Here is a 25571-nt window from a genome sequence, read left to right on the forward strand (position 1 = left end):
TTTACCGCTGGGCTAATTTAGCATAACCTAAAACTTAACATTTTTTAATAATCTTAACGCCTCATTTTTGGTTATTATTTTCCCTTTACAGTCTTGATGCTGTAACTCATTCTCAGGGCAATATCCAAGGTTAACGCAATTGGGGCCAGCATTTACAAAAAGCTCCGGAGCTGTGTTCTTGCAAATATGTAACATTTTATTGGCTAAGTCTCTAATTTCTGTTTGTGCTTTTTTGCAACAACGAATACTAAACCAGTCGTTCAAAGCATGAGCATTCATGCCAATTAAAGCTTTAAATTCTGTAGCCTGTGGCTTAAGATATCTTAGTTCTTCTTCCTGAAACCCTTGCCGAACCCCCATCTCATACCACAGTTCTAACAATTCTAATATCTCGTCTACCCCAACTGAATAAGCAACCTCCTTTTCCTCTGAGGACAAATAATTCCGCAAAGGAGTTCCGTCACTTAAAGTCAGAGAATCTATTGGTATTTTATATATTATCCTGTTGTCTTCAATTCCTTTTGGTATGACTACGTCAAAGGATCTTTTTCCGCCCTTGTTTGTCCTACCAGTTTTAATCATATAAGAGGCTAACCTTTTACGAACCAATTGAACTTCTGTAACCCTAGCGTATCCTTCAATGCCAAAAAGAAAAAAATCAAACTCTAACGCTGCTTTATGTCCGCTATTTACAATTTTTAAAACTAATTCCTTGGAATAAGGTGAAGCAATAATCTCATCTAATGACCTTTCTGAACTGACAAACCTTGCAGCAATATCAGTATATACCCGGCCCCCGCCAGCAATTAACCGAACTTTACCTTCGCCTACATACTTTTTGTTCATCCGCTGCCTCACCCCAAAAAATTTAGTGTTACTGTAAGTAATAGATACTCTTTTAGTTACAACGTTAATTTGCAGAGTTCAAGTTTGAAACCGTCCCCGTTGAAAATTTCATTTCATAATAATCCTAGTTGTTGCCTGTTTTTGTTATTGCCCGTATCGCCAGGTCGACAATTTCCCTCACCCTGTCCTGTTTGCCCTGTAAGTACAGGTAGCCGAGCAGGGCCTCTAGGGCGGTGGCGTGGCGGTACTCCACGATATCGGCGCTCCTGGGGGGCGTGCCGGACTTGGCGTTGCGGCCCCGGCGGACAACCGCCATTTCTTCTTCGGAAAGTTTATCCTCCAGGGCGAAAAGCGCTTTCGCCTGGGCGCCGGCACGCACATACTTTACGGCTTCCCGGTGGAGACGGTTTACTTTAGTGAATCCTTGTCCCACCAGGAACTGCCGAATGGCCAGTTCATAAACGGCATCCCCTATATAGGCAAGGACCAAGCTGGGCAATTCTTCAGGTTTTTGATTTTTTGCCAATTTATCCATGTATTTTAACAAGTTACCCCTGCTTCTTCCACCGGACACCCTGGGGTGTGTCTTCCAAAATAATCCCCAGTTCCTTTAAACCGTCACGGATGGTGTCGGCGGTGGCCCAATCTTTTTTACTGCGGGCCTCCTGGCGGATCTTAATGATCAGCTGGATCAGTCCCTCGGTCAGTTTATCATCGGCGCCTGCAGCGTCAATCAACAACCTGCCGGTCATTTTGTCTTCCTTTAAAATACCCAGCACACAGTTAAAGTCTTTGACCAGGGCGTGTGCTTTATCCAGCAGTTTTTTCTCTTCCGAAGTCACTTTACCGCCCAGTTTGCCCACAAAGATATTGATTTCTTTAGCCAGTTCAAAGAACACCGAGATGGCTAGGGCGGTGTTAAAATCGTCCTCCATGGCCTTTTCAAATTCTAACCGGAGGGTCGCCAGTTTTTCCTCCAGGCCGTCGGCAACAGGTTTTTCTCTCTCTTCTTGATAAACGGGCAGTTCCATTGCCTCGTAAAGCAAGCGAAGGGCAGTTTTAATGCGGTCCAAACCTTTGCCCGCCATGACAAGCTTTTCATCATCAAAGTCCAGGGGGCTGCGGTAGTGGGTGGAAAGCAAATACCAGCGGACCACATCCGGGGGGAATTTGGCCAAAATCTCCCTGACTAAAAAGAAGTTCCCCAGGGACTTGGACATTTTTTCCTGGTTTACGGTAATAAAGCCGTTATGCATCCAGTAACGGGCAAAGGGCTCCCCGCAGGCTGCTTCGGATTGGGCAATTTCATTTTCGTGGTGAGGAAAGATCAAATCAAAACCCCCGCCGTGAATATCAAAGCCGCTACCTAAATACTTTTCAGCCATGGCGGAGCACTCGATGTGCCAGCCCGGGCGTCCCGGTCCCCAGGGGCTGTCCCAGCTGGGCTCGCCGGGCTTGGCTGCTTTCCACAGGGCAAAGTCCATGGGGTCCTTCTTTCTGGGATCCACCTCCACCCTGGCTCCGGCCTGCATGTCTTCCAGGCTCCGGCCCGATAGTTTACCGTAGGCAGGGAAGCTCCGAACAGCAAAATAAACGTCCCCGTCAACGGCGTAGGCATGGCCCTGCTGCTCCAGCTTCTTGATCAGGTCGATGATTTCCGGAATATGTTCAGATACTTTGGGATGTGTGTCCGCCCGCATAACATTCAGGGCATCTGCATCTGCAAAAAACTCCCTGATGTATTTTTGCGCCAACTCCAGCGGGTCCGTTTTTTCTTCCCTGGCCCGGTTAATAATTTTATCATCTACGTCTGTAAAGTTCTGAACAAAATTTACTTGATAGCCTTTATAAATAAAATACCTTCTGACGGTGTCAAAAAACACCAGCGGCCGGGCATTGCCAAGATGAATAAAGTTGTAAGTGGTGGGCCCGCAAACATACATGCTGACTTGTCCTTTGTCTCTGGGAACAAACTCTTCCTTTGTTTTAGTCAGGGTATTATAAATTTGCATTATTCTTTCTTTGCCCCCTCCGCTTGATCTCTTAACCTGCAGCATTCCTGCTCTAACTCTTTTACTTTCCGCTCAAGCCGGTCGATGGCTGACTGCATTTGACTCAACATATCAGCAACAGGGTCGGGCAATTGGTCATGGCGTAAATCCGGCACATAAGCGGACCCCACTTTTTGGCCGTCCCGGATGACGATTCTGCCGGGGACTCCCACCACAGTGCAGTTGGGCGGTACCGGTTTAAGGACCACCGAGCCGGCGCCAATCTTTACATTGTCACCCACCGTGAAGGACCCCAATACCTTTGCCCCGGAACTGATAACCACATTGTTGCCAATGGTGGGGTGACGTTTGCCCTTTTCTTTTCCGGTACCGCCAAGGGTGACCCCCTGGTAAATGGTCACATTATCGCCGATCTCGGCGGTTTCCCCGATAACCACCCCGGCCCCGTGGTCGATAAAAAGCCCTTCGCCGATCTTGGCTCCCGGGTGGATTTCAATGCCGGTAAGAAACCTGGAAATTTGGGAAATAAACCGAGCTGTTACAAAAAATTTCTTTTTATACAAGGCATGGGCCAACCGGTGAAACAGGATTGCATGCAGGCCCGGATAACATAATAATACCTCCAGGGTACTTTTGGCTGCCGGGTCACGTTCAAATACGGCGTTAATTTCTTTTTTTATCCTGCCAAACACGGGCTGAACCCCCTCTCACTACCCTGTTTCCTTGTTTTCGACATATTAGCTTTATGCGTACTTTTGAATTTCTGCAGACTTGTTTCCATAACCTGGCCATTGGCCGTTAGCCTTTGGCTTTATAGGGCCAAGAGCCAATGGCTGACGGTATCACTTTAAAACGGCACTTAATCTGGCAATGGTCCGCTCTTTACCTATAACAGGAATGATTTGATGCAGCTCGGGGCCGTGGGTTCTGCCGGTAATGGCAACCCGGAGGGGTTGGAAGATGAATTTGCCTTTGAGTCCGGTTTGTTTACCGATTGCTTTAATCAAACCTTTGACGGATTCCTCCGTTAACTCCGGCGCTTCCGAGAATAACTGGACGGCCGCCTTCATAACCACCGGCATCTGTTCCCAGGTCAGAACATCCCTGGCATCTTCCTCAACCACAGTCACCCGGTCCTGGAAAAAGATATCCACGTGCCGGGTGATTTCCTGCATATAAGAGATGTAGTTCCTGGCTATGGCCACCACCTGTTCCAGCCAGGCCAGTTTCTCTGCATCCGGTTCCTTGTCCAGGTAACCGGCGTCTATTAAATAAGGAATGGCCAGCCGGGTGAGCCTATCCACAGGACTCTGGCGAATGTAATGGCCGTTGAGCCAGTTCAGCTTGTCAATATCAAACACAGCGGGGTTCTTGGCCACCCGTTCCAAGGAAAACTGCTCTACAATCTCCTGCAGGCTGAAGATTTCCTGCTCGCCGCCCGGGGACCAGCCCAGTAAGGCTAAAAAGTTCACCAGGGCTTCGGGCAGATAGCCTAAATTTTGATATTGCTCAATGGAGGTGGCGCCATGGCGCTTACTCATTTTGGTACGGTCTTTGCCCAGAATTAACGAAATGTGGGCGAATTCCGGCTTCTGCCAGCCAAGGGCATCATAGATCAAGATTTGCCTGGGGGTGTTGGAGAGGTGTTCCTCCGCCCGGATCACGTGGGTGATGTTCATATCATGGTCGTCCACCACCACTGCAAAATTGTAGGTGGGAATGTTGTCTGATTTCATGATAATGAAATCACCGATGCCGTTGCTGTCAAACTCAACCAGGCCCCGTACACGGTCCTGGATGGTAATGATTTGGTCCTCGGGAACCCTGAAGCGGAGAACCGGCTTCCTGCCCTCGGCTTCCAATTTTGCTTTTTCCTCGTCACACAGGTTGCGGCAGCGCCCTAGGTAGCGGGGCAGTTCTCCCCTGGCCATCAGCGCTTCCCGCTCTGCCGCCAGTTCCTCTTCAGTGCAGTAACAATAATAAGCATGTCCGGTTTCCAGAAGCTTACGAGCCAGCTCCCGGTAGATTGCCAAACGTTCGGTTTGGCGATAGGGACCGTTGGGACCTCCCACTTCGATTCCTTCATCCCAATCGATACCCAACCAGCGCAGCGCATTTAATATATTTTCTTCAGATTCTCTGGAGGATCTTTCAAGATCGGTGTCTTCAATGCGAACCAAAAACTGACCGCCGTGATGGCGGGCAAACAGCCAGTTAAACAAAGCCGATCTGGCTCCCCCGATATGTAAAGGCCCCGTAGGACTCGGGGCAAAGCGAACCCTTACTGACAAAAAATTTCCTCCTCCATATTGAATTTTGGTTAAACCTCTCAGATGGATATTATACCATCTTTGTGTAAAGGCACACAACTTTTTACGCCTTTAGTACAATTTGTCGGTTTTTTTAATGTTCTCTTTTGGTTGTTGAACCGCATAAAATAATGAGGGGTTGTGAAATTTGTCTCAAATTTTGCAGGGAAATATCAAGTTGCAGAGAATTAATTTAATAATTATTCTTTATTTTTAGGAGGGAACAGTTGGGAAATGACCACTTTGAAAATGGCCGACTTGATTGACGAATACAATGAAATCAAGGGATCAATCAGCTTCCGGCCGGATTACAAGCGACTGGTGGATAAAAATTTGGACCAGGTGGTTTTTTGCGATAAAAGTGTGGGAAAGTCCCATTTTTCTCTGGTGCGCAACCAGGCCTTTGAGATTATTTTCACCCGCAAATTTGGTGACAAGGTGTACCAGTCCAGACTGGATCTTAATACCTACCAACCCCTTTACGATAACCGTCTGCTCTTAAACTGGGGGCCGGATTATTGTGAGATCCGCTGGGATTTTAACCCGGGCTGCTGTGATTTGGTGTTCTAGGTAAATAATTTTAGTCAAATGAAAGGCCCCTCCCGTATCGGAAGGGGCCTCGTACTTTGCGTATTCTTCCTTGCTACTTATTCTGAGCCTTGGCCCAGGAATCCTTAAGGGAAACAACACGGTTGAACACCAAGGAACCGTTCGTCGTATCCGGATCCACACAGAAATAGCCTTGTCTTAAAAACTGGTAGCGGCTTCCCGGCGCTGCTCCGGCCAGGCTGGGTTCCACCAGGGAAGACAGCACCTGCAGTGAGTTGGGATTGAGATTTTGTTTGAAATCGGTATCCTTGTCTTCCTCCGGATTGGCCTTGATAAAGAGATGCTCGTACAGCCGCACTTCCGCTTTGACCGCATGGTCCGCGGACACCCAGTGCAGGGTCCCTTTTACCTTGCGCGTTTCCGTAGACATGCCGCTTTTGGTGGCCGGGTCGTAGGTACAGCGCAGCTCGATGATTTCACCGGTTTGTTCGTCCTTGATCACTTGTTCGCATTTAATGATATAGGCGTGTTTCAACCTTACTTCCCGGCCGGGGGCCAAGCGGAAGAATTTTTTCGGCGGGTCTTCCATAAAATCTTCCTGTTCAATATAGACCACCCGGGAAAAGGGGATTTTCCGGGAGCCCAGTTCGGGGTTTTCCTGGTTGTATGCCGCATCCAGCCATTCCACCCGGCCTTCCGGATAGTTCTCGATGACCACCTTCAGGGGGCGAAGTACGGCCATGACCCGGGGGGCTTTAAAGTTTAAATCCTCCCGGATGCAGTGCTCCAGCATGGCGATATCCACGGTACTGACCGCCTTGGCCACGCCAATGCGCTCGCAGAAGTCCCGAATGGACTCCGGTGTATAACCACGCCTGCGCAGTCCGGAAATGGTTGGCATCCTTGGATCGTCCCAGCCCCTGACATGTCCTTCTTCCACCAGTTGCCGCAGCTTTCTCTTGCTCATGACGGTGTGGCTGAGATTGAGCCGGGCAAACTCAATTTGCTGCGGGCGGGACCGAAAGTTTCCCTCAACATTTTCAATCACCCAGTTGTACAGCGGGCGGTGATCCTCAAATTCACAAGTGCAAATGGAATGGGTAATCCCTTCGATGGCATCCGAGAGGGGATGGGCAAAGTCATACATGGGATAAATGCACCACTTGTCCCCTGTACGGTGATGGGTTGTCCTTTGAATCCGGTAGAGGACAGGATCCCGCATGTTCAGGTTGGGGGAAGCCATATCAATTTTAGCCCGCAGGACCCGGGAACCGTCTGGAAATTCGCCCGCTTTCATACGCTGGAACAAATCCAGGTTTTCTTCAACGGAACGATTGCGGTAGGGACTGTCCTTGCCGGGTTGGGTTAAAGTACCCCGGTATTCCCTAATTTCCTCTGCACTGAGGTCATCCACATAGGCTTTGCCTGCTTTGATCAGCTGCACGGCAAAATCGTATAACTGTTCAAAGTAGTCCGAGGCGTAAAACAACCGGTCGTCCCAATCATAACCAAGCCATTTCACATCCTCCTTTATGGACTCTACATATTCAATGTCTTCTTTACTGGGGTTGGTGTCATCAAACCGCAGGTTGCACAGGCCGCCATATTCCTGGGCAAGGCCAAAATTCAAGCAAATGGACTTGGCATGTCCGATATGCAGGTAACCGTTGGGTTCGGGTGGAAACCGGGTATGAACCCGCCCCTGGTTCTTTCCTTCTTCTAAATCCTTATCAATGATATCATGGATAAAACTGGTCAGCTTGGTGTTCATTTTCATGACTCCCTCTACATTTTTATGAAACGGTAAAGCACGTCATAAAATGTCTATTTTTCCACAGATTATCCAAAAATCCTTTTTATTATAAGTAAAAACCGGGAGTGGAGATCCCAAGTTCTTCTAAAAGTGAACGGTCTTCCTCGGTTGCTGTTCAGCCCTTTGCAGGGTACAAACAGCGTAGGCGCCAATCCCTTCACCCCGGCCCGCAAAGCCCAGGTGTTCGGTAGTGGTAGCCTTTACATTGACGGCTCCCGGGTCCACCCCCAATACCCGGGCGATATTTTCCCTCATGGCAGGAATATGGGGGGCCAACTTGGGGGCTTGGGCCACCACCACCGCGTCCAGGTTGTTAATGACATAGTTTTCTGCAGCAAGTTTATCTTTAACCGCTGCCAACAGCTTGAGACTGGAAATCCCTTTGTAACGGGGATCGCTGTCAGGGAAATGCCTGCCGATGTCTCCCAGGGCAGCGGCGCCTAAAAGGGCATCCATAACAGCATGGATGAGAACATCTGCGTCCGAGTGTCCCAGCAGCCCCCGTTCATAGGGAATGGTAACCCCCCCCAGAATCAGTTGCCGTTCAGGCGCCAGCTTATGCACGTCATACCCGATGCCAACTCGCACCTATTGCTTCCTCCTTCTTAAAAAAGCCTCCGCCAACACCAGGTCCTCCGGTGTTGTTATTTTTATATTTTCATAACTGCCGGGCACCAGTCTCACCGGCCGGCCTAGGGCTTCCACCAGGGCACAGTCGTCGGTGGCAAAAATCCCCGTCTCTTTGGCCGCCCGGTGGGCCTTCATAATCAGCTCATAACGGAAAACCTGTGGCGTTTGCACCGCCCAGAGTGTTTCCCGGGGAGGTGTGTACACCACCAGCCCCTGGTCATTTACCACTTTAACGGTGTCCTTAACAGGCACTGCCAAGGCGGCAGCTCCTATTGCCCTAGCCTCCCGGATCACCCGGTTGATTTCCCCGGTCTGTACCAGGGGCCTGGCCCCGTCATGGATCACCACCAGTTCGGTAGTTTCAGGCAGGACCGCAAGACCGTTATAAACAGAAGTTTGGCGGTGGTCGCCTCCGGGCACCACCGCCATGATTTTAGTAAATTCCTTGCCGTGCAAAACCATCTTTTTACACAGGGCCTCTTCACCGGGCGCCACCACCAGGACAATGCCCGTGATGTCCGGACATTCCTCCAGAACACCGAGGGTGTGCGCTAAGACTGGTCTGTCCATCAAGTTTAAATATTGTTTTTTTATGTTCGTTCCCATGCGGCTCCCTACACCGGCGGCGGGAATCACTGCAATGACGTTACCCAATTGCATTCACTCCACTTACAACATGTCCGGCAGCCTCCGCCCGCTTGTCGGGATTTTTGGGCTTGGCAAAGATCATCCGTCCAGCCGCGGTTTGCAACACGCTGGTGACCAGCACACTGATGGTCTGGCCGATGTAGCGTTTGCCCCCGTCCACCACAATCATGGTGCCGTCATCCAGATAAGCAACACCCTGGCCCATCTCCTTGCCGTCCTTCACCACCGTAACGGTCATCTCTTCGCCAGGCAGCACCACCGGTTTAATGGCATTGGCCAATTCATTGATGTTGAGCACTTTAACGCCTTGTAATTCAGCAACTTTGTTCAAGTTGTAATCATTGGTGATGATTTTGGCGCCAAGCTTCTGGCCCAGTTTGACCAGTTTGGCATCCACTTCCGGTATATTATCCAAACCTTTGGTGTTTTCGTAAATCTGCACTTTAATGTCGGTGGATTTTTTCATGGCATTCAGGATATCCAATCCCCGGCGGCCCCTGTTTCTCTTTAACAGGTCCGCCGAATCTGCAATATGCCTCAGTTCATCCACCACAAAAACCGGTACCAGCAGGACTCCTTCAATAAACCCGCTTTGACAAAGTTCCGCAATCCGCCCGTCAATAATGACGCTGGTATCAAGAAGTTTGATCTGACTTCCTTTGGCCTCTGCCTTGACGATTTTTTCTTTCCCAAAACGGGGCAGGCTGGAAAACAAAGAAAGGATTTCCTCTCTTTTCTTAACTGCCACCGACAGGCCCAGGTAACCCAGTAAAAAAGTACTGACCAGCCAGAGGGCTTTACCGACGGGACCCATCGTCGATAAAATAGAACCCAATAAATTGGCAATTATAAGTCCAAAAATAAGTCCAAGGGAACCCATAATCAAATCCTGGGTGGGGGTCTTGACCAGGTATTGATCAACAACCGCCGTCAGCGTAAGGCCGCCTTTAATAATCCAGGGCGCGCTGATTACCCCGACCAAAACTCCCAGCAACGCTCCCAGGGCAATCACCCCAAGTTCCAATTGCGGTAAAGTGGCCGGTACAGTGACGAACTTGTTGGAGACAATATAAAGGCCTACCCAAAACCCCATACTGCCACATAACAAAATAATCAAACCATAAATTGTCTTACGAATCATGTTTGTCACCTCCCTTCACTGGCAAAAATTTCTTTTTTGTATGTTGTAATTATATGTTAACTGCTTTTTTCGTTCAATAACAAAAAAGGGCGAATTTTGCAGCACCCGTACAGTCATGGTATTAATTAAACTTTAAAAACTATAACCGGAGGGTTTTTATGCAAAGACCCCGTCGATCAGGGAGCGGGCTTTATCCTCTTCCAACTCGGTCGCCAAAACCAGTTCACTGATGAGAATCTGTCGGGCGTTTTCCAGCATTTTCCTTTCCCCGGAAGACAAACCTTTTTCTTTATCCCTGGTGAGCAAATTGCGGACCACTTCAGCCACTTCGTAGATATCACCGCTTTTTATCTTTTCCATATTGGCACGATACCGCCGGTTCCAGTTGGCAGACATAACGGATGTCTTCCCTTTGAGCACCCTCATCACCGTGGGGACCTCTTCCCGGTCAATAATTCCTCGCAAGCCAATCTCATTGCTGTTGTTGATGGGGATCATCACCTTCATGTCACCTATGGGGAGTCGCAAAATATAGTACTGTCGCTTTTCGCCCAGAACTTCTTTCTCCTCGATGGCCTCGATGACGCCGGCTCCGTGCATAGGATATACGACTTTGTCGCCAATCTTGAACAAGGCCAATCCCTCCCAAGTTATGTTGTGATCATTATAGCACAAAGATCCTCCATTGTCAAAAATCATATATTTTAGCATAGGGCAGGAAGCATGTCAATAAGCATTTTATGACATAATGGTCGTTTGACAAAGCCCCTTCCGGATGGCTATAATTGCTGTAACGGAGAGTAAAAGGAGTGGTCCGGCAGATGAAAGACTTGCTTTGCGATCAGTTTCAAAATACCGTTTCTGAAATGCTGCTTTGCCATAGGAGCATTCTAGAGATACTATCCAAGGTGCAGGAATCCGGCGCCCGGGTTCAACGCTCTGTTGTACATTCCGTAACATCCTGTGGTTGCCAGAAGATTGTTGCTGACAAAAGGCCTTTACCGGAGAATGCAACCCTTGTGGATTTGAAAAATCTATTGGATTCCCATCTTTCCGGCACCCTGTGTGAAAATTGTCGTGACAGTATTGAAAATGAAATTGGTCGTTCTTTGTTTTATCTGGCGGCGTTATGCAATTTGCTGGATTTGAACCTGTACGATATCTTTATTAAGGAACATAAACATTTGGAAATTCTAAGGGAATACAACATGGCGTAATGTGTTAAAATTCAAACCAATACGAAGAGGCGTGGTGATTCTTACCACGCCTTTATGCATAGTTTTTATAGCGATCCTGCAGCAGCATTTCCCCGTACCGGGTAAGCCCTTCTTTGATGGACCTGGCCCGAACTTCACCAATCCCTTCCACCTCGTCCAGTTCTTCAATGGAGGCGCTGAGAATGGTGCGCAGGTATTTAAAGGTGGATACCAGGTTTTCAATGACCGGCAGTGGCAGCCTGGGAACTTTCCTTAACGCCCGGTATCCCCGGGGGGATACGCTTTGGTCCAGGATGCCGGCGCTCCCGGGATACCCCAGGGCCCTGGCGATCAGCACCAAATCCAGCAGATCCTCAGCCGGCCAGCTGCCGATGACTCTAAGGATGCTTTCCGGGGTTTTCTCTCCCAGCGTGGTGGCATAGTCCTGAATAATTAACAGTCCTTCTTCCTCCACATTGGCCACCAGTTCCTCCATCTGCATGGCAATGAGCCGCCCCTCGGTTCCCAGTTCACTGATATATCGTTCGATTTCTTTCTTAACCCGTAAAACCATCTCGATTCTTTGAATGGCCCGGGTGACATCAAACAGGGTAACAACTTCCCGCAGTTCCATCATAGATAACTCATTAATCACCCGGTCAGACACTGAGCGATATTTTTCCAATGTTTGTACTGCCTGGTTGGCCTTGGCCAAAATCACCCCGATGTCCCGTAAGAAATATTTGATGGTCCCTTTGTAAACGGTAATGACACCCCTGCGTTGAGAAATGGAGATCACCGGCACATCACACTGTTTGGCCACCCGCTCGGCGGTTCGATGTCGAATACCGGTTTCACTGGAAGGAATAATTAAGTCTGGAATGAGCTGTTTGTTGGCAGCGATAATTTTCCTGGCATCTTCGCTTAAAATAATGGCACCGTCCATCTTGGCCAACTCATAGAGTCCCGCCGGTGTGAAATCGGCATTGATGGCAAAACCGCCCTCCGCCAGTTCCATCACCTCCGGGCTGTCACCCACCACAATCAGCGCCCCTGTTTTAGCCCGTAAAATATTTTCCAGCCCTTCCCGTAAAGGGGTCCCCGGGGCCACCAGTCGTAACAGTTTTAGTAATTTATCCTCAATTTTTTCGTCTTTTACCACGTTCACACCCCTTACCGCCCAATGGCGGCCTCCACTGCCTCCTGAAGTGATTGTACTCCCATATAATCTATTATACCCAATACTTCCGGTTGTTTGTCCATGGGCGGACCTATACAATTTTTAAAGCCTAATTTGGCCGCTTCCTGCAGGCGTTTATCCATACCTGCCACGGTCCTGATTTCACCGGTCAGCCCCACTTCCCCTACCAGCACCAGGCTTTCCTGAACCGGTTTCTCCTTAAAGCTGGAAGCGACGGCCAGGGCAATGGCCAAATCAGCTGCCGGTTCATCCAGCTTTACGCCGCCCACCGCGCTGACATAGGCTTCATGGGCGGAGAGTCGCAACCCCACCCGCCGTTCCAATACCGCCATGATGAGGGCTACCCGGTTGTAATCCACCCCGGAGGTCATCCGCCTGGGGACGCCAAAGCCGCTGGGGCAAACCAGCGCCTGTATTTCCACCAGCAGGGGACGGGTGCCCTCAAGACTGGGTACCACGGCGGAACCGGCCACGGGTTGCTCCCGTTGATTTAAAAACAACTCGGAGGGATTGCTGACCTCCGCCAATCCCGCCCCGCGCATTTCGAAAATTCCCAACTCATTGGTGGAACCGAAACGGTTCTTGACGGTCCGCAGGATACGGTAGGTCTGGTGCCGCTCCCCTTCAAAATACAGGACGGTGTCCACCATGTGTTCCAACACCCTTGGCCCCGCCAGAGTTCCTTCCTTGGTCACGTGGCCCACCACGAAAATCGGAATCCCTTTTCCTTTGGCCACCCTCATCAGCATGCCGGTGCATTCCCGCACCTGGGAAACACTGCCGGGGGCGGAGGTAACATCCGGGTGGTAAACCGTCTGGATGGAATCCAAAATAACCGTCATCGGGGCTGCTTCTTCAATTACCTTCTCCACCACCGCCATGTCGGTCTCCGCCATGAGCAGTAAATCGGGGTGGAGGGCCCCGATCCGTTGTGCCCTCATCTTAATCTGCCGAACCGATTCTTCCCCGGAAACATACAAAACCCTACCTGCGCTGCCGGCAATGGCGGAGGCCGCCTGCAAGAGCAAGGTGGATTTGCCGATGCCCGGATCTCCGCCAACCAGAACAAGGGAACCGGGAACCAGCCCGCCTCCCAGCACCCTGTTTAATTCCGTAAGTCCGGTGGAGTATCGTTCCTCCTCCACAGTAACAATCTCTGTCACCGGCACAGGACCGGTACCGGCAATCCCCCGGGCCGGCTTCTGCTGCACCACGGTAGTTTCTTCCACCAGGGAATTCCACTCCCCGCACCCGGGGCAGCGGCCCATCCACCTGGCAGTCTGGTGACCACAACTCTGACAAGCGTAGGTCGTCTTATTCCGCAACGAATGAACCTCCGTTATGACATATCTTGTGTAATATCTGGTATATTACGAACTTTTCACATTTTTCCCCATGGCCTGACATTCGCTGCCCCTTATGTAAATTCCTGCCTCTAGAAAAAAATATTCCACAATATGTAAAAGGTTGACTAATTATTTGTTAAGTTTACATAAAAAGAGCCTTTTTAATGGATGACTCTAGGAAAGGGAGTCGGGACTTCCGTTCTCCACCGCTTGCTCCGCAAAGTGGCTCGCTATGAATAACAGAAGTCCCTTGCTGATTCACAATGTTTACCTTCAATGTGAGAATATCAGGTTATCTCTTTTCCAACATCTTTCTCTAATTTACCGTTCTTGTTACCCCGCCTTCCTTACAGTGATTTCCCCTTCCTGAGCATCCACCATCACCTGATCGCCCTTGCTGAAGGTGCCTTTGATCAATTCTTCAGATAAGCGGTCCTCCACCCGGCGTTGGATTTCCCGGCGCAACGGGCGGGCGCCGTATTCCTCGCTGTAACCCACCTCTGCAAGCTTATCCCTGGCAGCCTCTGAGAAGGTGAGGTAGACTTCGTGTTCCTCCATGCGCCCGGCCACTTCCTTCAGCATCAGGCTGACAATTTCCTTGATATGATCGCGGGTCAGGGAGTGGAAAACAATAATCTCGTCGATACGGTTTAAAAACTCCGGACGGAAGGTACGCTTCAGGGCTTCTTCCGAACGCTCTTTCATTTTTTCATATTCTGCTTCTGCCTGGTCCACATTGGCGGCGAATCCCACTCTGCCTACGGTCTTAAGGTTGGATAACCCGACGTTGGAGGTCATTATGATGACGGTATTGCGGAAATCCACCACACGGCCCTTGGAATCGGTGAGGCGCCCGTCTTCCAGCACCTGAAGCAGGATGTTGAAAACATCCGGGTGGGCCTTTTCAATTTCATCCAGCAGCACCACGGAGTAGGGCTTCCTTCTGACGGCTTCGGTCAGCTGGCCCCCTTCATCGTAGCCTACATAGCCGGGGGGCGCCCCCACCAGGCGGGAAACCGCATGTTTTTCCATGTACTCGGACATGTCGATTCTGACCATGGCTTCCTCATCCCCAAACAGCGCCTCGGCCAGCGCCCTGGCCAGCTCGGTTTTGCCGACACCGGTGGGGCCAAGGAAGATGAAGGAGCCTACCGGCCGCTTGGGATCCTTGAGTCCCGCCCGGGCCCGGCGCACGGCGCGGGATACGGCCTTAACGGCATCGTTCTGACCGACTACCCGCCGGTGCAATACCTCCTCCAGGTTCAGCAGTCTTTCCGACTCCTCCTGGGCCAGCTTTTTCACCGGCACGCCGGTCCAGCTGGAAACGATATGGGCAATGTCTTCTTCAGTAACCACCAGGTTATCGCCGCCTTTGGATTGGTTCCAGTTCTCCCGGGCCTGGTTTAACTCGGCCAGGATGGTTTGCTCACGGTCCCTGAGCTCGGCAGCCTTTTCAAACTCCTGGTTATTGATAGCCGCTTCCTTTTCCTTGCGGATTTCTTCCAACAACTTTTCTTTGTCTTTTAAATCCGGCGGGACGGTGAAGGCCTTAATGCGAACCCGGGAAGCGGATTCGTCTATCAGGTCAATGGCCTTGTCCGGTAAAAACCGGTCGGTGATATAACGGTCAGATAATTTGGCAGCGGCAACCAGGGCCTCATCGGTGATGCGGACCTTGTGGTGCGCTTCATATTTATCCCGGATGCCCTTGAGAATTTCAATGGTCTCTTCCACCGTAGGTTCATCCACCTGAATGGGCTGGAACCGTCTCTCCAGGGCCGGGTCCTTTTCAATGTACTTGCGGTATTCATCCAGGGTGGTGGCCCCGATGGTTTGTATTTCCCCCCGGGCTAGGGCCGGTTTCAGGATGTTGGCAGCATCAATGGCCCCTTCGGCAGCTCCTGCGCCGATCAAAGTATGCAGCTCATCGATGAAAACAATAATGTTGCCCGCCTGACGGATCTCCTCCATAACCTTTTTCAAGCGGTCTTCAAATTCACCCCGGTATTTGGTGCCGGCCACCATGCCGGCCAGGTCAAGGGTGACAACCCGCCGGTTTAGCAGGATCTCCGGTACATTGCCGCTGACAATCCGCTGGGCCAGGCCTTCGGCAATGGCCGTTTTGCCAACGCCGGGTTCCCCGATTAAAACAGGGTTGTTCTTGGTGCGGCGGGAAAGCACCTGGATGACCCGCTCAATTTCTTTAGCCCTGCCCACCACCGGGTCTAATTTATCTTCCCTGGCCAGGCGGGTCAAATCCCGGCTGAACTGGTCCAGACTGACGGTCTTGCAGCCACCGGCAGGGCAGCCCTGGCCGTGGCCGCCGGAGGGCTGCCCGCCTCCCGGAGCGCCGCCCAGCATATTGATGACTTGCTGGCGAACCCGTTCCAAATCAGCACCCAGGGCTGTTAAAACCTGGGCCGCTACTCCTTCCCCTTCTCGGATCAGCCCCAGCAGCAGGTGCTCGGTGCCGACGTAGTTATGGCCCAACCGGCGGGACTCCTCCACCGCCAGTTCCAACACTCTTTTGGCCCGGGGAGTGGGGGGAATGTCACCCGGTACCGGTTGGTTCCCCATCTCCACCATCTGTTCCACCGCTGCTTTTACTTTATCGGCGCTGATGTTCATTTGCACCAGAGCCCTGGCGGCAATCCCTTCTCCTTCCCGGATCAATCCCAGCAGGATGTGTTCGGTGCCGATATAGGGATATTTTAACCGGCGAGCCTCTTCCTGGGCCAACACCAATACTTTTTGTGCCCTCTCGGTAAATCTCTGAAACATAGGTTTCCCTCCTATCTGGTCGGCAGAGAGTTAAGTCTCTCTCGAATTAAGGTTGCTCTGTAGAGATCTCTTTGATACGGGTTTAACTCTGTTCCCTTCAGTTTGTTTAAAAAAGCCGGTCTGGTCATGACAATCAATTCCATGATCAATCCCGCCGGGATGTCCGGAATGATCCCCATGTCGACTCCCAGCCTTAAATCCGATAAAAGGGTCATGGCATCGTTTGATGTCATGGCTCTGGCATATTTCAGCAGGCCGTAGGCCCGCCAAACACGATCCTCAATTTGATGCTGCTGTTCTCTGTACAAGGCCCGGCGGGCTGCCCTCTCCTGGGTCACCAACTGCATGGCCACCATAATCAAGTTGTCAATGATTTCTTCCTCGGTCAGCCCCAGGGTCACCTGGTTGGACACCTGAAATAAATTCCCCGTGGCCTGGGTTCCCTCACCATACAATCCCCGGACGGTTAAACCCAGCTTGGATAAACTGAGGAGAACGGCATTAATCTGCTGGGTCATCACCAGAGCCGGCAGGTGCAACATCACCGATGCCCGCAGTCCGGTGCCCACATTGGTGGGGCAGGACGTCAGGTAACCCAGTTCTTCAGTGAAGGCAAAATCCAAGGTCTGCTCCAGCCCGTCATCCACGGCATTGGCCAGGTCCCAGCATTCCTTAAGCTGTAAACCCGGCAGCAGGCACTGGATTCTCAGGTGGTCCTCCTCATTCACCATAATGCTGATGACCTCATCGTTTCGGAGGACGACGCCCCTTTTTTCGGGTTGTTCCAACAAATCCGGGCTGATTAAATGTTTTTCCACCAGTATTTGTCTTTCCGTGGGCGACAATTCGGTCATGCGGCACAGTTCCAGTTCCCCGATGGTCTCCTTTATACCATCGCGGTTTATGGCCGATTGCACGGCATAGAGAATTTTGTCTGCATTTTCATGGCCCAGCAAGTGGGGGAAGGGGTAACCCGCCAGGTTTCTGGCCAGCCGCACTCTGCTGCTGATAACAACATCACTTTCCGGTCCCGATGCATCCAGCCATTTACTGTAAGGGTTGTTTACGGTTTCCTTGAAAGACATCCCTCTGCACCCCCTATTGAATTTGCTGCTCCAGCTCTTTAATGCGGTCGCGGATTTTAGCAGCCTTTTCAAACTCTTCTTGTTTTACCGCATCCTGGAGCTGGCTTTTTAGGATCCGCATCTCTTTGGCCAGTAATGCTTTGCCGCCGGTCCTCCTGGGCACCTTGCCCGTATGGGTGGTACTGCCGTGGATTCTTTTCAGCAATGGTTGAACCCGGTCTCCAAACTGGGTATAACATTCACTGCAGCCAAACAACCCGCTTTTGGCTACCTGCGCTTCGGAAGCGCCGCATTTTTCGCAGCGAACCCGGGGCAGCGCATTGGGCGTTATATTAGCGCCGGCAAAATGATGGTTAATTAAACCCGCTAAAAAGTCATGCAGGTTCAATTGGGGTGCAAAACCAAAGCTTTCTGCTTGAAGTTCCGCCGCGCAGGCAGGGCACAAGTGCATTTGTTTTTTGGTATTGTTAATGACCTGGGTAAAATGAACTTGGGCCGGTCTTTTCTGACAACGATCACAAAGCATAAAACCTGAGCCTCCTTTATCTCATCTCTCCCGAAATACCGCCGCCAACATGGCTCTGAGAAGTTGGGCCCGTATTCTGTCCCGCCATGGTAAATCCACCCGCAGTGTGTTGCGATCCATGACTGCCCGGAATATGCGGGCTTCCCTGGCTGTAATAAAGTCTTCTTCGGCCAGTCTTTTAATAATTTTTTCTGCCTGGGATTGATTAATGTCGTCTCCCACTAAACGATAAATTTGTACAGCCGGATCATCATGTTGGTCCAGAGGAATCTTTACGATTCGGATATACCCTCCACCTCCGCGCCGGCTTTCCACCATGTACCCGTTGTCGGTGGTAAACCGGGTGGACAGTACATAATTGATTTGGGACGGGACGCATTTAAAACGGGCTGCCAATTCGTTTCGCTGCAGGTCTACATAGCCGTAGGGGCTGTCCTGAAGCAACTTTTTGATATAATGTTCGATCAATTCAGATATGTTGGCCATAACAGCATCCCCTCACTTAAATCAACCGAAAATTTTTATTGGAAAGGTTCTTGGTTTTTATCTTAAAAAGGTCAGGCTGAAAATTTTGTTTGACCTTGCCTTACTTTAACATTATAACCGCTTATTGCAAAATATCAAACCTGTGCAACCATTAGTATTGCTGTTTTTTCATAATTTTTAAGTTATTATTAGAATTTTTTTAGATTTTTACGCTGTCAGTCCATGATAATTCAACCGCAAAAGGCCAGAGGGCTGAAAGATGTCAATGGGAGATAAAAGAAATGCCGCCGGTCAATTTCTTTTAAAATAAAACCTGCGGCATTTTCAATTGGTTTCACCCTTATAATCCCTGCAGCTGATACCGGGATTTCGCTTACACGGCAAAAGGTTGTGTCCTTATTTTTATAGAACGTTTATTTTTACTTGCCCCGCCTGAACATCAATTTGCACGGTATCTCCGGGTTTTATTTCATCTTTTACCATGAGACGGCTCAGGGGGGTCTCAACCTCTTGCTGGATAAGACGTTTCAAGGGTCTGGCGCCGTAGCTGGGTTCATAACCCTTATTGGCCAGGTAAGTGACGGCATTTTCCGACCAGGTCATGTCCAGCCGGGCGGTTTCTCTTAACCGTTTGGCCAGTCTTTCCAGCATTAAGACAGTAATTTGTTTCATGTGTTTGACATCCAGTGCATGGAAGACCACCGTTTCATCCACCCGGTTGAGAAATTCCGGGCGGAAATGCTGCTGCAGCAGGGTCATTACCGCGGATTTCATGCTGTCATAATCCTGAACCCCCCGTCTCTGGAATTCCAGAATTTCATGACTGCCGATATTGGATGTCATGATGATAACGGTGTTTTTGAAGTTCACCGTGCGCCCCTGGCCGTCGGTAAGCCTGCCGTCGTCCAGGATCTGCAGCATCACGTTAAAGACGTCGTTGTGGGCCTTCTCAATTTCGTCAAACAGAATGACCGAGTAGGGTTTGCGGCGCACCGCTTCGGTCAACTGACCTCCCTCATCATATCCCACATAGCCCGGAGGCGCTCCGATCAGGCGCGCCACGGTGTGCTTCTCCATGTATTCCGACATATCGATGCGGATCATGTTGCGTTCGTCATCAAACAGCGCCTGGGCCAGGGCCCTGGCCAGCTCAGTCTTGCCCACACCGGTGGGTCCCAGGAAGATAAAGCTGCCAATGGGACGGTTGGGATCTTTAATCCCCGCCCGGGCCCGCAGTACCGCATCAGCCACCGCCTGTACGGCCTGGTCCTGGCCGATGACCCGGCGGTGCAGTATTTCGTCCAGGTGGATGAGTTTTTCCTTCTCCCCCTCCATCAGTTTGTTTAAGGGAATGCCGGTCCACCGGCTGACGACCCTGGCAATATCCTCTTCATCCACTTCTTCCTTCAGCAGCATGTTGTTTTTTTGCTTGCCGGCCAGCAGCTCTTCCTCCGCCTTCAACCGGCGTTCCAGATCCGGCAGCTTACCGTAGGTCAACTCCGCCATGCGGTTCAAGTCGTATTCCCGTTCCGCCCTTTCAATGGCCAGCTTGGTATCCTCGATTTCTTTCTTCAGCTGGCGTACCCGGGAAATGGCCTGCTTTTCCACCTGCCACTGGGTTTTCATGACATCGGCCTCAGCCTTCAGTTCAGCCAACTGTTTCTGTAATTTCTGCAGGCGCTCGTGGGAAATGGCATCCTTTTCCTTCTTCAAGGCCGCCTCTTCAATCTCCAGCCGCATAATACGGCGGGTGATTTCATCCAGGGCGGTGGGCATGCTGTCAATTTCCGTACGCAGGCGGGCCGCGGCCTCGTCCATTAAATCAATGGCTTTGTCCGGCAGGAAACGGTCTGAAATATAACGGTCCGACAGGGTGGCGGCGGCCACCAGGGCGCTGTCCTTTATACGTACGCCATGATGCACTTCGTACCGTTCCTTTAATCCCCGCAAAATGGAAATGGTATCCTCAACCGAGGGCGGGTTCACCAGCACCGGCTGGAAACGTCGTTCCAGAGCAGCGTCCTTTTCCACATGCTTGCGGTACTCATCCAGGGTGGTGGCCCCAATGGCCCTGAGTTCTCCCCGGGCCAGCATGGGTTTTAATAAATTCCCCGCATCCATGGCCCCTTCAGCGGCCCCGGCCCCTACCACGGTGTGCAGTTCGTCAATAAACAGGATGACCTGCCCGTTGGATTTTTGCACTTCCTTTAGTACAGCTTTTAGACGCTCTTCAAACTCACCCCGGTACTTGGCCCCGGCAATGAGAGCGCCCATATCCAGGGCGATAACCCTTTTATTTTTTAAACCCTCCGGTACATCGCCGGCTACTATGCGCCGCGCCAAGCCTTCAACGATGGCAGTCTTCCCGACACCGGGCTCACCGATCAGCACCGGGTTATTTTTGGTACGGCGAGACAAGATTTCAATGGTCCGGCGTATTTCATCATCCCGACCAATGACCGGATCCAGCTTTCCTTCCCGTGCCAGCCTGGTCAAATCCCGGCCGTATTTCTCCAGGGCCTCGTAGGTCTCCTCGGGATTCTCGCTGGTCACCTGCTGGTTGCCCCGGATGGCCCGCAGAGAATTCAGCAACGCCTCCCGGCTCAGACCTAACCGGCGAAAAATATCTTGAATATCGCTTTCGCCTTCCTCCAGCAGGGCCAGCAGCAGGTGCTCCACACTGACAAACTGGTCCTTCATTTCCCGTGCTTCCTGCTCCGCTCGCGGAAAAACCCTGGCCAGACCGCTGCTCAGTCGAAGAGAACCTTCATAACCGTGCACTGCCGGTATTTTTTTCAGCAGTTCTTCAGTCTGGGCCTGCAGGACAGCTACATGAATGCCGGCATGTTCCAAAAAGCGGGGCGCCATGCCCCCTTCCTGGGTCAGTAAAGCCAGCAGCAAATGTTTGCCGGTGATTTCCTGATGGTGCCGCTGGGCTGCCAAATTTTGAGCGGCCGCTACGGCCTCCCTTGATTTTTGTGTATAACGGTTAAAATCCATATGCTTAACCCCGTGGATTCAAGAACGGGGTCTTCACCTCCTCCTAAGACGCTCTCATGTCAGCCAGTCTCTTATACAATTCCTTTTCCGCTTCACTGAGATGATTCGGCAAATCCAGGATCACTCTGATATACTGGTCGCCCCGGCTGCCGTCCTTTCTGGGCCAGCCTTTGCCGCGCAACCGCAGTTTCTTGCCATGGCGCATCATCGGGGGAATGGTAACGGTCACCGGGCCATCCAGGGTGGCGACGGTTATTTTATCCCCCAGTACCGCTTGGTCCGGGGTAATGGTTACTTCCGATTCAAGGTCATCTCCGCGAAGGGTGAACCGGCTGTGGGGTAAAATGTTGATTTTAAGATACAAGTCACCTCTTTCTCCCCCTGCCAACCCCTCGCCCCCCTGACCCTTCAAACGGATACGTGTGCCGTGCTGAATACCGGGCGGAATTTTCACCTTCAGGGTTTTGCTGCCGGCGGTGCTGCCGGTGCCTCCGCAAGAATGGCAAATCCCTGCATCTCGGAACCCGTTGCCGTGGCAGGCGGTGCAGATTTCCCGGGTTGTCAGCTGGATGGTCTTCTCGCCACCCCGGTAGGCTTCCTCCAGGGTCAACGGCAGTTCACTTTCCACGTCATGCCCCCGGATATTGACCTGCCAGGCCCCGGCCCTGTTCCCGGCCGCCCCGCCCCTGCCAAAAAGCATCTCAAAAAAATCACTGAATCCGCTGCTGTACCCATATTCCCCGTCACCGGAAGAATAAAAGTGAAAGTCGCCCATATCCGGCGGCGGCTGCCATTCCTGACCGTTCCGCCAGTTGGCCCCCAGCCGGTCATACTTGGCCCTTTTCTCAGGATCGCTTAAGACTTCATAGGCCTCATTAATTTCTTTAAATTTCTCTTCGGCGGCTTGCTTTTCAGTTCCTGTATACAAATCAGGATGATGCTTGCGGGCCAGTTTGCGATAAGCGGACTTGATCTCCTTTTCACTGGCATTGCGGTTAACACCTAAAATTTCATAATAGTCGCGATAGGTTGCCATGATTGCTATTCACCACCTGTGAACTCCGGTTGACCAGACCGGGGCCGGCCTGAGCAACTCCCCGCCAATTTCGGTTAGCTCAGCGTATTTCCTGAACCACGGTGCCCGGCGGGGCATCGCCAGGCGCCGTCTTTTTCCTTCAGGTTCCTTATTTTTCCTCATATTCCGCATCCACCACATCATCGTTTGCGGGGCCGGATTTAGCGCCGCAGCCGCCGGATGCACAAGTGGATTGCTGAACAACTCCAGCCAGGGCGGTGGCAGCCTGCTGCAGGTCACTGAACAGAGAGCGGATGCGGTCAATGCCGGCGTTCTCCTTCAAAGCTTGCTTTAAATCTCCCGTCAACTGTTCAAGGCGGGCCTTTTCATGCACCGGCAGTTTATCGGCCACTGCCCTCAACTGTCTCTCCACCTGGTACACCAGTGCGTCTGCCTCATTACGAACTTCTGCTTCCTGACGGCGTTTTTTATCTTCGGCGGCGTTGGCCTCCGCCTCCCGAATCATCCGCTCGATTTCAGCCTGGTCCAGGCTGGTGGAACCGGATATGGTCACACTTTGTTCTTTGCCGGAGGCCTTATCCCTAGCGCTGACTTTCAAAATGCCGTTGGCGTCAATATCAAAGGTCACTTCAATTTGCGGTACGCCCCGGGGAGCCAGGGGAATGCCCTCCAGTTTAAACCGCCCCAGTGAACGGTTATCCCTGGCCATTTCCCGTTCACCCTGCAGCACGTGAATTTCGACGGCCGGCTGGTTATCCTCGGCAGTACTGAAGATCTGGCTGCGGCGCACCGGAATGGTGGTGTTGCGCTCAATAATTTTTGACATCACGCCGCCCAGGGTTTCCACACCCAGGGACAGGGGCGTTACATCCAGCAGTACGACATCCTTCACTTCACCGGCCAGGACCCCTGCCTGGATGGCTGCACCCACGGCCACCACTTCGTCGGGGTTCACACCCTGGTGAGGTTCCTTGCCGCCGGTTAATTCTTTTACCAGTCTCTGCACAGCAGGAATCCGGGTAGAACCTCCCACCAGAATCACTTCATCAATATCCTTTGCAGTTAATTTGGCATCCGCCAGGGCCGCCATCACCGGGCCACGGCAGCGTTCCACCAGATGATAGGTTAGATCCTCAAATTTAGCCCGGGTCAGTTTCATATCCAGGTGTTTGGGCCCCGAAGCATCAGCGGTAATAAAGGGCAGGCTGATATGGGTCTCCGTCAGGGTCGAAAGTTCAGTCTTGGCCTTTTCGGCGGCCTCGGTGAGGCGCTGCAGGGCCTGTTTATCCAGCCTTAAATCAATGCCGTAATCCTTCTTAAACTCTTCAGCCAGCCAATCCACAATGGCTTTGTCAAAGTTGTCGCCACCCAAGTGGGTATCCCCGCTGGTGGCCTTGACCTCAAAGACCCCATCGCCCACTTCCAAAATAGACACGTCAAAGGTGCCGCCTCCCAGGTCGAAGACCAGGATGGTTTGGTTTGTCTTTTTGTCCAGGCCATAGGCCAGGGCTGCAGCGGTGGGCTCGTTAATAATACGCAAAACGTTTAACCCGGCAATTTTGCCTGCATCCTTGGTGGCTTGACGCTGGGCATCGTTAAAATAGGCCGGTACCGTGATAACCGCATCGGTGACTTTTTCTCCTAAGTATTTTTCCGCGTCTTCCACCAGTTTTTTCAACACCATGGCGGAGATTTCTTCCGGCGCGTAAAGTTTGCCTCCGATATCAAAACGAACGGCATCGTTGGGACCGGGTACAACCTTATAGGGTACCTGGCTCCTTTCATCCGCCACTTCAGAATAGCGGCGACCGATAAATCGTTTAATGGAATATAACGTTTTGTCGGGATTCAAGGCACCTTGTCGTTTGGCCACCTGGCCAACCAGTTTTTCACCGTTGTCACGGAATGCCACAACAGACGGAGTGGTGCGGGAACCTTCGGCATTTACAATGACCGCAGGTCTACCCCCTTCCATCACTGCTACAACCGAGTTGGTAGTTCCCAGGTCAATACCTACAGTTTTACTCATCCATAATACCTCCTTTGATTAAAATTTTAATAATCCCTTTACTTTACTCTTGGATTCGGACATCATCTGATTGTAAATGTAAAGCATAAATCTAAAGAAAAAATAAATCGCTTCTTACAATTTAAAAATGTTTTAGCTAACATTTACACGTATAGCATCCCGGGAACGTAAATATTTGACCTTTCTTGACCTTTATTATATGGTTTCCTCACGTTGCAATCAAAGGTCAAGCAAGGTCAAATTTGGGGCTGTTTGCTATTTATTCTTCAATTGCTTTTTTTAGTTTTTTAAATCTTCTTCTTTTAAAATCTTTATAATGATTTTAAAATTTGGTTACTCCTAGGTGATCATTGGCAGCATATTTTAAAAGCCCATATAAAATACCCGGCTGATTAGTGCCGGGTATTTTATATGGGCTTTGCTTATTTTGCATCACAACCATAGAAACCGTCGCCGAAGAAAAGCAGTATTAAAATCAGGAATAGAATAAACGCCGGGTAATAAGGATTATAACCATAGCCGCCACATGCGCCGGCGCCTCCTCCACCGTAACCGTAGCCCATTTGCATGCCTCCTTTTCTTTGCTGTATTTGTAAGGGCTTTACCCCTTCTAAAGTATTATATGGGTATTGATTATAGACTGTTACTGCACAAGCCTGTAAATTACAAAAGACTCCTGCATAAATACAGAAGCCTTTAACTGGCTCCCCGAGTAGGATTCGAACCTACAACCTACCGGTTAACAGCCGGTTGCTCTACCATTGAGCTATCGGGGATCAATGTATAAAATTATTCTGGCGGCGACCTACTCTCCCAGGGGCGTGAGCCCCAAGTACCATCGGCCCTGGAGGGCTTAACTGCTGTGTTCGGGATGGGAACAGGTGTACCCCCTCCGGTATCGCCACCAGAAACTTTATGCTTTTGGGTAATTCTTTGG

The 25571-nt window shown here is 51.0% G+C and carries 22 protein-coding genes, 1 tRNA gene and 1 rRNA gene; 2 read left to right on the forward strand and 22 right to left on the reverse strand.

Annotated features, from left to right (window positions below; genetic code table 11):
* Nucleotides 1-27: 27 nt before the first annotated feature.
* The 5 genes from BUB67_RS06025 to gltX all read right to left on the reverse strand — a co-directional run bounded on the left by BUB67_RS06025 (nt 28) and on the right by gltX (nt 5149).
* Complete coding sequence (locus BUB67_RS06025; RefSeq protein ID WP_073237294.1) at nt 28-846, reverse strand: FAD-dependent thymidylate synthase; 819 nt, start codon at nt 844-846, stop codon at nt 28-30.
* 124 nt (nt 847-970) lie between these two features.
* Entirely contained in the window at nt 971-1381 is a 411-nt protein-coding gene (locus tag BUB67_RS06030; RefSeq protein WP_073237381.1) for a Mini-ribonuclease 3, read from the reverse strand.
* A 13-nt stretch (nt 1382-1394) separates the two neighbouring features.
* The gene (cysS, locus tag BUB67_RS06035) at nt 1395-2858 is read right to left on the reverse strand and encodes a cysteine--tRNA ligase (protein ID WP_073237297.1); all 1464 of its coding nucleotides are present in this window, start codon (nt 2856-2858) and stop codon (nt 1395-1397) included.
* Nucleotides 2858-3550, reverse strand: coding sequence for a serine O-acetyltransferase (gene cysE, locus BUB67_RS06040; protein ID WP_073237300.1), 693 nt, complete (start codon nt 3548-3550; stop codon nt 2858-2860). Before cysE ends, cysS begins: the two co-directional genes overlap by 1 nt.
* A 150-nt stretch (nt 3551-3700) precedes the next feature.
* Nucleotides 3701-5149 carry a glutamate--tRNA ligase gene (gene gltX, locus BUB67_RS06045; protein WP_073237303.1) on the reverse strand — a complete coding sequence of 483 codons (1449 nt, stop codon included), beginning with the start codon at nt 5147-5149 and terminating at the stop codon, nt 3701-3703.
* Nucleotides 5150-5401: 252 nt separating this feature from the next.
* Here gltX and BUB67_RS06050 point away from each other — a divergent pair, with 252 nt between their 5' ends.
* Nucleotides 5402-5737, forward strand: a complete 336-nt coding sequence (locus BUB67_RS06050; RefSeq protein WP_073237307.1) for a hypothetical protein — start codon at nt 5402-5404, stop codon at nt 5735-5737.
* Between the two features lie 73 nt (nt 5738-5810).
* Here BUB67_RS06050 and BUB67_RS06055 read toward each other — a convergent pair whose 3' ends face one another.
* From BUB67_RS06055 to BUB67_RS06070, 5 genes are all read right to left on the reverse strand, one after another.
* Nucleotides 5811-7493, reverse strand: a complete 1683-nt coding sequence (locus BUB67_RS06055) for a glutamine--tRNA ligase/YqeY domain fusion protein (protein ID WP_416358855.1) — start codon at nt 7491-7493, stop codon at nt 5811-5813.
* Between the two features lie 120 nt (nt 7494-7613).
* Nucleotides 7614-8117, reverse strand: a complete 504-nt coding sequence (ispF, locus tag BUB67_RS16855) for a 2-C-methyl-D-erythritol 2,4-cyclodiphosphate synthase (RefSeq protein ID WP_238456973.1) — start codon at nt 8115-8117, stop codon at nt 7614-7616.
* Nucleotides 8118-8813, reverse strand: coding sequence for a 2-C-methyl-D-erythritol 4-phosphate cytidylyltransferase (ispD, locus tag BUB67_RS16860; protein WP_238456974.1), 696 nt, complete (start codon nt 8811-8813; stop codon nt 8118-8120).
* Nucleotides 8806-9948: a PIN/TRAM domain-containing protein gene (locus tag BUB67_RS06065; protein WP_073237316.1), complete on the reverse strand. Its 1143-nt coding sequence runs from the start codon at nt 9946-9948 to the stop codon at nt 8806-8808. Before BUB67_RS06065 ends, ispD begins: the two co-directional genes overlap by 8 nt.
* A gap of 156 nt (nt 9949-10104) precedes the next feature.
* The gene (locus tag BUB67_RS06070; protein ID WP_073237319.1) at nt 10105-10581 is read right to left on the reverse strand and encodes a CarD family transcriptional regulator; all 477 of its coding nucleotides are present in this window, start codon (nt 10579-10581) and stop codon (nt 10105-10107) included.
* 188 nt (nt 10582-10769) lie between these two features.
* Between BUB67_RS06070 and BUB67_RS06075 the strand changes: the two genes are divergently transcribed.
* On the forward strand, nt 10770-11165 hold the full coding sequence (locus tag BUB67_RS06075) for a nucleoside triphosphate pyrophosphohydrolase family protein (RefSeq protein WP_073237323.1): 396 nt from the start codon (nt 10770-10772) through the stop codon (nt 11163-11165).
* A gap of 52 nt (nt 11166-11217) precedes the next feature.
* Here the strand turns inward: BUB67_RS06075 and disA are convergent, their stop codons facing one another.
* The 12 genes from disA to rrf form a co-directional block, all read right to left on the reverse strand.
* A complete protein-coding gene (gene disA, locus BUB67_RS06080) occupies nt 11218-12306 on the reverse strand; it encodes a DNA integrity scanning diadenylate cyclase DisA (RefSeq protein ID WP_073237385.1) in 1089 nt (362 codons plus the stop codon).
* Between the two features lie 11 nt (nt 12307-12317).
* Nucleotides 12318-13670, reverse strand: coding sequence for a DNA repair protein RadA (gene radA, locus BUB67_RS06085; protein ID WP_073237326.1), 1353 nt, complete (start codon nt 13668-13670; stop codon nt 12318-12320).
* Between the two features lie 354 nt (nt 13671-14024).
* Complete coding sequence (locus BUB67_RS06090) at nt 14025-16472, reverse strand: ATP-dependent Clp protease ATP-binding subunit (protein WP_073237331.1); 2448 nt, start codon at nt 16470-16472, stop codon at nt 14025-14027.
* An 11-nt stretch (nt 16473-16483) separates the two neighbouring features.
* Nucleotides 16484-17557 (reverse strand): protein arginine kinase, encoded by a 1074-nt coding sequence (locus BUB67_RS06095; protein ID WP_073237336.1) that lies wholly within the window; start codon nt 17555-17557, stop codon nt 16484-16486.
* A 13-nt stretch (nt 17558-17570) separates the two neighbouring features.
* Nucleotides 17571-18083 carry a UvrB/UvrC motif-containing protein gene (locus BUB67_RS06100; RefSeq protein WP_073237340.1) on the reverse strand — a complete coding sequence of 171 codons (513 nt, stop codon included), beginning with the start codon at nt 18081-18083 and terminating at the stop codon, nt 17571-17573.
* A 21-nt stretch (nt 18084-18104) separates the two neighbouring features.
* Nucleotides 18105-18569, reverse strand: coding sequence for a CtsR family transcriptional regulator (locus tag BUB67_RS06105; RefSeq protein ID WP_073237343.1), 465 nt, complete (start codon nt 18567-18569; stop codon nt 18105-18107).
* Between the two features lie 402 nt (nt 18570-18971).
* Complete coding sequence (gene clpB, locus BUB67_RS06110) at nt 18972-21569, reverse strand: ATP-dependent chaperone ClpB (protein WP_073237346.1); 2598 nt, start codon at nt 21567-21569, stop codon at nt 18972-18974.
* 43 nt (nt 21570-21612) lie between these two features.
* The gene (locus BUB67_RS06115; RefSeq protein WP_073237350.1) at nt 21613-22605 is read right to left on the reverse strand and encodes a DnaJ C-terminal domain-containing protein; all 993 of its coding nucleotides are present in this window, start codon (nt 22603-22605) and stop codon (nt 21613-21615) included.
* Between the two features lie 148 nt (nt 22606-22753).
* On the reverse strand, nt 22754-24634 hold the full coding sequence (gene dnaK, locus BUB67_RS06120; protein WP_073237353.1) for a molecular chaperone DnaK: 1881 nt from the start codon (nt 24632-24634) through the stop codon (nt 22754-22756).
* A gap of 422 nt (nt 24635-25056) precedes the next feature.
* Entirely contained in the window at nt 25057-25197 is a 141-nt protein-coding gene (locus BUB67_RS16570; RefSeq protein ID WP_200798130.1) for a hypothetical protein, read from the reverse strand.
* A 138-nt stretch (nt 25198-25335) separates the two neighbouring features.
* Nucleotides 25336-25410 (reverse strand) — tRNA-Asn (locus BUB67_RS06125).
* Between the two features lie 16 nt (nt 25411-25426).
* Nucleotides 25427-25543 (reverse strand): 5S ribosomal RNA (gene rrf / locus BUB67_RS06130).
* Nucleotides 25544-25571: the final 28 nt, after the last annotated feature.

This window comes from Desulforamulus putei DSM 12395 (assembly GCF_900129195.1).
Lineage (GTDB): Bacteria > Bacillota > Desulfotomaculia > Desulfotomaculales > Desulfotomaculaceae > Desulfotomaculum > Desulfotomaculum putei.